Source organism: Acinetobacter sp. UNC436CL71CviS28 (assembly GCF_000620525.1).
GTDB classification, from domain to species: Bacteria; Pseudomonadota; Gammaproteobacteria; order Pseudomonadales; family Moraxellaceae; genus Acinetobacter; species Acinetobacter radioresistens.
In genome coordinates this window covers 1-7895 of sequence record NZ_JIBB01000060.1, presented here as the reverse complement: position 1 = coordinate 7895, position 7895 = coordinate 1, and the positions used below count along the sequence as shown (strand labels likewise).

Genomic DNA, 7895 nt, shown 5'->3' with positions numbered 1-7895 from the left:
CGATCAAGTCTGAACTAATACACGTCATTTTATTATGGTCAGCCTCAAGGTGAAGTGTGTCTAATCAACAGGGTTTTCGGTCTCTAAGCACTTTTAAAAAGGAACTTCATCGACTCAAATCTCTATTTGCAACAGTGCCTGAAGGACACATAAGTTGTCATAAAAAAGACAATTCGAGTAGAAGTGGGCTTTTCATAAAGTATTATGCTATTGATCTTAAAAGATTTGCATAGAGTATATTATGTTAGTTTTAGTTAGCTAATATTCTCCCTGCTGTAAACAGGGAAAATATGAAAAACTATACTTCGGATTTGTCTGACTCATGGAGAGATTATCCCTATTTCACTAATCAATTTTATTAATTAATTTTCGTGACCATCTACGCAAACTATCCCAAATACCTTTATTCTCAGGCGGTTTTCTAAAGGTAGCTTCTTTTTCATTATTATTTACTTCACTCTCTGGTTGAGCTATAGATTGATAATAATGAGTCTTAGCTAATTTATCCCTCTTTCTTTCTGCTGTGATTCGATCTTCGCTCCAACTACCAGCTTCAATTACTACATTTTGTTTAATAATGTAGTGTGAACGACATGCAGAATTCCAATTCCCAACAGATGGCGTCAGTGAAACACTTTCGCCATCAAAAATCATTTTCCAGTCGGTTGGTGATAATGGAGTAACAACCCGTTCTCCACAGCCGCAACAGCAGCTATGCACTGCTGTTGCATATTCCATTGAGATATATAAAACGCCTGTATCGATTTCACGTGGGATATTACGGATAAAATGGTTTGTTAGCTTTTTAATTTTCAGCATGTCAGATCCCCATTCAGTAACATATTTCCATCCGTAGTGTAGGTAGAGTGATGTTCATTCTCCAAATCTCTATAAAAGCCTCTCAATTTTTTCCATTTAATTACAGCTAAAGCCGCATTTAATGAGTTTAAATCAGCGACTTGTATATTAGATGCATAAAGATCATTCTCACCAACACTAGCAAATGAAATACGTCCTGAATGGATATGTTCGCGTTTATCAGGAGTACTACTTGTCACTCTCAAAATGCCACCAAGACTACCATTTACGAACTCTATCCCCATTCCAACATCAATAAAAGGTATATCAAGTAACTCCAATTTCTGAATGATCGCTTTCTTATCTTCACCAGCATCAATACAAATAAACGCAAACGAAGTTCCATTTAATAATTCAAGATTGGTAGAGTTCAAGCTAACTGGATTCGCAACAATATTACGATGCATTCGGTCGTAAATATTTTTGAAATAATTGACCTTCAGTGGCGCATTTCGCAGCTCATGTAATAAGGGAGCACCAGGAGCACGAAAAGCGTTATGCTGTAAAAACTCATCCGCATCAAACAGACGTATCTCATGTGCGGGAGTTTTGCAAACTAAATCAATAATATAACTTCCAGTCCCCCCAGTTCCAATTATTGAAACAACCTCGCTTTCTAGCTTTTCTGAAAGTTTGCCTATCCCGGCACGATCAGAAGCTGTATCAATATAATTAAAAATGCTTTCAATTTCAGTTTCATCAGGAGCACGAAATATCTTTGGACTCATACCTGGCTGTAATACCGCTGCTGGACCAGACAAAATCGTCGCGTAGGTAGACATTTTAGCAAAGTAATCTGGGTATCCTTCTGGACCTGGTTTACTTGAAAAGCTATGTTCAGCAGTAATACCATGACCAAAATCCATGTGCTGAGTTACATGGCGAATTTCATCTATAGGCATTCCATTAGCTTTACAAGGATATTCCCCATCCCAATGCATGACATGACACCCAGGTTTACGTGTATTATCACCGGCAAGATCCAATGATGTTACAAGGGTACCTTTGCGAACGCATTTTTGTGCATTTACATAAGGTACCTCTTTCATAACAAGGAAGCCGGCAATAATTTGCACATGATAGCCAGCTTCACGAAGCTGGCGTAAATCATCATTAAGATTGAATAGTTTTTGTGACATTGAAAATCGTCCCCTGATGTTTAACTTCAATAACCCCACCCTCCGCAAGCTCACCAGCATTTGGTCTAGATGCTGCATGACGATAAGTCATAGAGTAGATAATATTTGATCCGATTGGGTCATTAGGAAATGCCAGTTGGACAACCTGTTCAAATGTGACTTGCTTATTAGGTACTGATTCATCAAGAGAATTAATAGTGATGGTGTAACCCTGAACTGGTCGTTTAGCTGTAATAAAATGCTCTATACCAGGAGCTGTAAGATCCAGCAATTCATCAGGTTCAATAAGGCGATCAGTACCACCTCGCACCTCCAAAAATACGGCTTGATCTGGACTAATACCTGACAATACATACAAGTTGTTGGCCTCAATAGCTGACCTGCCCCATTTAAGCTGACGACCATCAAGTGTTAGTTTGAATTCCCGATCCGTACGAAAAGCAATAAACCGTTCAACTTCTCGCCCACGCAAGTCAAAAGTTTCATTTAATCGAATATCTTCAAATTCACCAGATGGTAATATCGCATAAAGAGTTACCTCATCCCGATCATCAAGCCCTACTACAGATAATATCTGCCGCCCTGTAGGCACTGGATCAGAAACAAAAGCCTGTTGGAAATTCACATTGTCTATTCCAACACTAATGCGATATCCATTTGCAGCTTTTAACGGACGGTTCTCACGAACCGCTTCGCCAACATCATCAAAATCATCCTGAATAGGATTCATATAAACACCTCTTAAAGTTTTGACCAGAAGGAATTTTCTGGCTACATCTCTTTAATCGGACCGACAAAGCATCGTCGGTAATTTTTTTATAATTTATTTTAAAAATTTTTCTTTATGATACCGGTCGGGACTCTACCGCAAATAAATAGCGCAGGACAATTAGGGCAGCTAAATGCTGAATCTGCTATTTTAAAATCACCACCACGGATACGAATGAAAATTTCTCGTAATTTGTCTTCAAAATTGTTTAGGGCTTTTGGTTTAAAGTCGAGAGGGTAAACCTTATTATCGGCTAAATAGACCAATTCTGCAGATGAATCAGGAAAAGTACTCTTTGCAGCAAGGGAAAATGCTGCATATTTTATATTTTTTGGGTCTGAACTAGGTGCATGACCAGTAAAGATACAGCGTAACGTACGCACATCATCTCGTAGCAGCATTTCATCAACATGAATTGTTATCTTTACACCTGCAACATTCAAAACTAATTTATCAAAAACTTCAACAATTGCTCCATTTCTGGACTGGATAAAAAAATTGAGCATCATCTCAGCGATATTACGATAATCACTTACGTATCCATGCTCATGTAAACCAAACTTTTCAAAAGTAGCCTCCAACATAGGTTTCCAATTTATTGAAGGATCATTATCTAAGCCAATTAATGCTTGAAATACATCGCGTACTGCTTCATGCATTTGCATGAATGCAGTTTCTTGTCTACGACCACCAATGCATAAAAGATGAGTATATAGAAACCGTCTAGGGCACCTATCATATAAATCTAAAGCATTAGCACTGAAACTTACATCTCCCTGAAATTCCACTACTAATGGGATACTTTCCGGTGCTATTGGTAATTGTAATACTGGGAGAGTTTTTATGTGCGAAACAGGGCCAATCCTTTCCAAAAAACCAGAAAGTGGACGTTGGATTTTTTTCTGACCTTTAGTCCTTGCACCATAAAAAAATAGTCTTTCTCGTGCACGTGACATTGCTACGTAAAAAAGACATTCTTGCTCATTGTCGTGAGCTTCTCTGGCTACATCATTAGATGAACCTTTACCACCAGCAACCATACCCTCAGGTGGTGGACATTTTGTCCGTCTATATGAGCCAGGTAGTGTATCTTTATTAACCCCACTTAAATGAACAACAGGAAACTCAAGACCTTTTGAACTATGAATCGTCATCAATTTGACTGCATCAATATTTTGGGCCGCTGTCGGAAGCTGACTGAGATCACGATCATCGTTAAGCTTAAGTAAACGACGTATTCGCATTATCATTTTTACTATGGGAAAGGCACTACCTTTAAGTTGTTGCCGAGCAAAATTCATAAACTGCCAAATAGCAATTCCTTCAGCTTTCCCTCCAACAGACTCTGATGTTGCAATTTCAGCTATCATTCGTGTGCGATCGAAAAGCACAGTCGCTAAAACATTCCAAGGGTGTGAGTGATTACTAAAACCCTGTAGTACATTTTTTAATTTTTCAAGTGAAGATAATCCCTCTGGGGATAAAGCTAACAATGATATGTTGCAGTCACAAAGTTCTCTTTCGCTTGTGCGTAGATGCTCTAGAATTTGAGTGACATCTTCCATTGGCATCTTAAATTCTGTACAACATGCAATACGAATCAATCCGGAAGCGCGTTTATCTGTCAAAATAGAGACCAATGCTATAAGGTCTTTAATTTCTGGTCGCTCAAATAAGCTACCCAGAAATAATACCGGAATTCCCAATCGTTCCAGATCCCGCCCTAATTCTGAGAGCTTGTCATTCCCCCGACACAAAACTGCTTGATCTCGATACTTAAAACCAAGATCACACATTTTATTAATTGATTCAGCTAAAGCGGAACTTACCAGGTCACCACTTTCTACTGTTCGTATTTCCGGAAGAAAACCTGATGCAGGGCGATTTGCAGTAAGAGCACTGTGTGTACCGCCTGTTTTCATATCTGATGCAAAGCTTGAAAATGATGTCACGATCTCTGAAGCAGAGCGGTAATTAATTTTCAGTGATTGACCTACACTCCCGGGAAAATCATCCACGCAAAAACGCGATATATTAAATGACGAGGCTCCACGAAACCGATAAATTGACTGCTTTGCATCACCAACGACCCAAAGATTATCACCATATGGTTTGAGAGCCTTTAATAACCTGATACTGCTCCTATTAACATCCTGATATTCATCCACCAATACATGCAGATAATCATGCTGCAACTGTTGACGTAACTCTGCATTAGCCTCCAGCAGTTGTACTGGTAGCATCACTAAATCACCAAAATCTAAACAATTTTCTTGTTTCTTTATCTTTTCATAAGCTTCGTATACTACAGCAACTTCTAATGCTCGTTCAGCAGTTTCACGTTCTTCTGCACTACTGGCCTTTGCTAGCATATTCTCTGCAAGAATTCGGTACTGTAATGCATCTATCACCTCATCCTTTGCCCGAGAAATAGCATTCAAAATATCGACAATATTTTGAGAAGGATCGTACAAATCACGATAATGATTTAAATTAAGACGTAAGAACTCCTCTTCCAGAAGTTCTACAGCCTCTGAACGATCCATTAAGCGGGGTTCCGCTGGTAAATCACATAAATCATGAAATCGACGAAGCAGATCAAGGCCAAACCCATGAAAAGTCCCTATCCAAAGAGCCGCTGCCTCATGGGGCTGCTTTCGTGCGATACGTTCTGATATTTCCGCAGCTGCTTTATTCGAGAAGGTTAATAACAATATCCGTCGAGGATCAACCTCTTCATTCAGCAAACTTTCAACTCTTGCTATGAGAGTTCGAGTCTTACCTGTACCTGGACCAGCCTGAAGTAAAAAAGCAGAACCTCTATGATTTACTGCATCATTCTGCTTTTCATTGAGAGGCATCTCTGGATCAATTTCTTGTGGTTTATTTTCAACCATAGGCAACAGCATTGCATCAAGCATTTGCTGTGCAACAACCTCAAAAGGTGCTCCGAGCTTACTAGCGATATCACTACAAGTCATATGGCATTCAAGATGCATTTTTTTAACAACTGAACGCGGAAGCAAGAATTCTCGGGCGAAAAGATCCATCTGAACTTCACGTCGTTGTCGATGGTTATAATCCACAACGCGACTTATTCCTGATAGTTCAGATTCTGCTGTACGGCTAGGGTCAATACTAATAACATATTCATCTTGTGTATCATCTCCTAGCTCAACATGACCAATTTCATGCGCTACAAGAAATGCCTGTTCAAAAGATGAACCAAAATCCTCATGTGTAATTAATCTATATGTGCTATCAAAGAACGCCCGTGCGCCATTTAATTCATCGGAACATTGTAAACACTTCTCTACGTCAATATCTCGAAACGCAGCTTCAGCAACAGCAAAAGCATAAGAGTTCCAAGGATCTAGCCCTCTGCCTACAGCCTCATGATGTAGTTTGTCAGCGCGCTGGCGAGCGATCTCGATAGCATCCATATCATTCGTCTCTATTTATTATCTCTTGAATTCGTTCTTCTGGAATAAGTGCATCATGAAGAATCTTTTCGAAAGATACCTTGCTTGGCGCAGTTGGTTTTACATTAGATTTATAACTTCGGCTATGTTGTGCTTGTGGTGGTAGTGCAAGAAAGGCCTTCAACTGAGCAGTCGTTACCTGTAGAACTATCGCAAGCCTATTAATAAAATGTAATGGAACAGATGACAGTTCAACTCTTCTTACTCCAAAAGCCATTAAAACTTGTTTGGGAAGATTTAATAACTTTGCTGCATTTGAGAAACGCTGTGGAGGTATATCTATTTGTTCCGATTGCTGGGTAAGCCCCCTACGAAATCGATCCAAAGCAGACTCAATACTTATTTCATCATCTGGGGTAAGTGGTACACAGTCATCAATTTCACGAGTCAGCTCGAGTGACAGATCGACTAATTCATTAGAATATTCAGGAAACTCTATGAGATACTTTAGTAAGATATCTTTACTAGAATCAAATTCTACTGAGAAGTCTCTCAGTACATCCTCACGAGAAATATTTTGATCTCTCATTAAAATTTCTCCTTATTTTCTAGTTGTTTACGCAATATTGCAAGCGCAAAATCACGGTGCGTGCGAATAGTTTTATCTGACTTCTTCAACGTTTTAGTGATTGTCATTTCATTGGGATCTTTCGAAATAATGGGTATATCGTGACACCACATTACGACAATACGTTGCTGAAGTGGTGATAAAACATTAATCGCCTCATGTAGACTTCGTCGGTAATATTCTTTGTCAAGTTCATTTGCATCAAAAGGATCATAGGGTTCTAACGCATTTTCAACCTCTGGTAAGATATTTTCATCTTCACCATATAATCCTTGAGTGAGATTATCTTTATTTTGAATTTTATTTTGTGCATCAACTCGGTCTTTAGCTAATGCGCTGTTAAAGTTGACTTCAAAATAATCAAGACGCTCCTCATAACTATCCTGATCCACTAATAGTAAATCGATAAAATCATCACGAACTTTATCGCGGATTTCCATATTACTTAAGGAAGAAGTTCTTCCATCTAGGCTATGAGGTTTAGGAAGATTACGATGTATTCTTTCTAAGAGAGCTAGGAGTAACTTTTCACGAAGCCAAGAATTATCAGTATTTCGAATAAAATAGAGCAATGTTTCACTTGATATAAAACCCTCAATTGATTTTGGCCAAATAATACTTCTGGCAACAATCTCCTCATGACTGATTTTTTCTAGTTCATCAATCTCACATTCAACAATACTACGCCGAGTGTATAAAACACCTTCCCTATTAACCTTTCTTAGAGGTCTAGCCATAAAGCACCCTAACAACCTTAAATCGATAATTTTTTAACAATTATTAGTAATTAATCTTAAAGAACCAAAATATCTTATATAACAATAATATCAGTTAAAAAATTTAAGAGTTGGTAAATCCATAATCAATTCATGTTATTAAATTTCTATTGTTTAAAAACTTTAAAATTCCACTACTTTTCTACATCTATTATCAAAAAAATACCTGTTGTACTCAAGCTTGAAACTACAATATTACTAATTAGAGAGGGCTTTGTTGCACAAAGATTTGAAATGCAAAGCGCCCCTAATTGAGCCAAATTTAAGGCGTAACTTGGGTAAGTGGTCGACCTAATTCCGTAA

General features: G+C 38.3%; 6 protein-coding genes. All 6 read right to left on the bottom strand.

Translation table 11 applies throughout. The annotated features are described in order from the left end of the window. Nucleotides 1-345: 345 nt before the first annotated feature. The gene (locus N518_RS0114575; RefSeq protein ID WP_026444451.1) at nucleotides 346-819 is read right to left on the bottom strand and encodes a DUF6527 family protein; all 474 of its coding nucleotides are present in this window, start codon (nucleotides 817-819) and stop codon (nucleotides 346-348) included. Beyond that, nucleotides 813-1997, bottom strand: coding sequence for a ThiF family adenylyltransferase (locus tag N518_RS0114570; RefSeq protein ID WP_005093361.1), 1185 nt, complete (start codon nucleotides 1995-1997; stop codon nucleotides 813-815). The genes N518_RS0114575 and N518_RS0114570 overlap by 7 nt, the downstream gene beginning before the upstream one ends. Then, nucleotides 1972-2727: a multiubiquitin domain-containing protein gene (locus N518_RS0114565; protein ID WP_005093363.1), complete on the bottom strand. Its 756-nt coding sequence runs from the start codon at nucleotides 2725-2727 to the stop codon at nucleotides 1972-1974. Before N518_RS0114565 ends, N518_RS0114570 begins: the two co-directional genes overlap by 26 nt. Before the next feature lie 98 nt (nucleotides 2728-2825). Next, complete coding sequence (locus tag N518_RS0114560; protein ID WP_005093365.1) at nucleotides 2826-6209, bottom strand: UvrD-helicase domain-containing protein; 3384 nt, start codon at nucleotides 6207-6209, stop codon at nucleotides 2826-2828. Nucleotide 6210: 1 nt separating this feature from the next. Continuing rightward, nucleotides 6211-6777 (bottom strand): hypothetical protein, encoded by a 567-nt coding sequence (locus N518_RS0114555; protein ID WP_026444450.1) that lies wholly within the window; start codon nucleotides 6775-6777, stop codon nucleotides 6211-6213. Continuing rightward, nucleotides 6777-7553, bottom strand: coding sequence for a hypothetical protein (locus N518_RS0114550; RefSeq protein ID WP_005093369.1), 777 nt, complete (start codon nucleotides 7551-7553; stop codon nucleotides 6777-6779). The genes N518_RS0114555 and N518_RS0114550 overlap by 1 nt, the downstream gene beginning before the upstream one ends. Nucleotides 7554-7895: the final 342 nt, after the last annotated feature.